At 37.8% G+C, this 468-nt stretch carries 1 protein-coding gene and 1 pseudogene; both read right to left on the reverse strand.

Translation table 11 applies throughout. From position 1 onward, the window contains the following. Positions 1–68: pseudogene (locus tag WG67_RS08820) on the reverse strand (DUF1284 domain-containing protein); the annotation flags it as partial. Continuing rightward, the coding region (locus WG67_RS05225; RefSeq protein WP_458694934.1) for a biotin transporter BioY at positions 65–468 on the reverse strand (404 nt) is incomplete at its 5' end. The pseudogene WG67_RS08820 and the gene WG67_RS05225, both read right to left, overlap by 4 nt.

Raw genomic sequence — 468 nt, forward strand, 5'->3', positions numbered from 1 at the left:
CCCTGAGAATACCCATATCCCCGAAACGCGAGGGTGCACATAAAATGATGAGGGCGAAATTTTATCATTTTTTCAAATATTGCAAAGCTGCTACAAGTAGAAAAATTTTTATCAAACCAGGAAGGATAAATGGTAAAACACCCACCATTATTGCTTGTCCCAGACCCAAGTAAACAGCAAGCCAACTAACACCACAAATAAAGATTACAACTGTACCAGCCAGACAACTTAAAGAATTACACACAAATGATTTATATTTAGAGTTCAGTAATTCATTTACTTTGCTCATTACCATAACAGCAGCTAAACAGCCAATTAAATATCCACCTGTTGGTCCAAGGAGAGCGTGATAACCACCAGAAAAATTTGCAAGAACAGGCAATCCTGCTGCACCAAGTGATAGATATGTAAGCACAGAATAGAATGCTGTTCTGCGGTTAAATTTAAGCCCAATAAGCATTACTCCTA

The organism is Wolbachia endosymbiont of Drosophila incompta (assembly GCF_001758565.1).
Classification (GTDB): domain Bacteria; phylum Pseudomonadota; class Alphaproteobacteria; order Rickettsiales; family Anaplasmataceae; genus Wolbachia; species Wolbachia pipientis.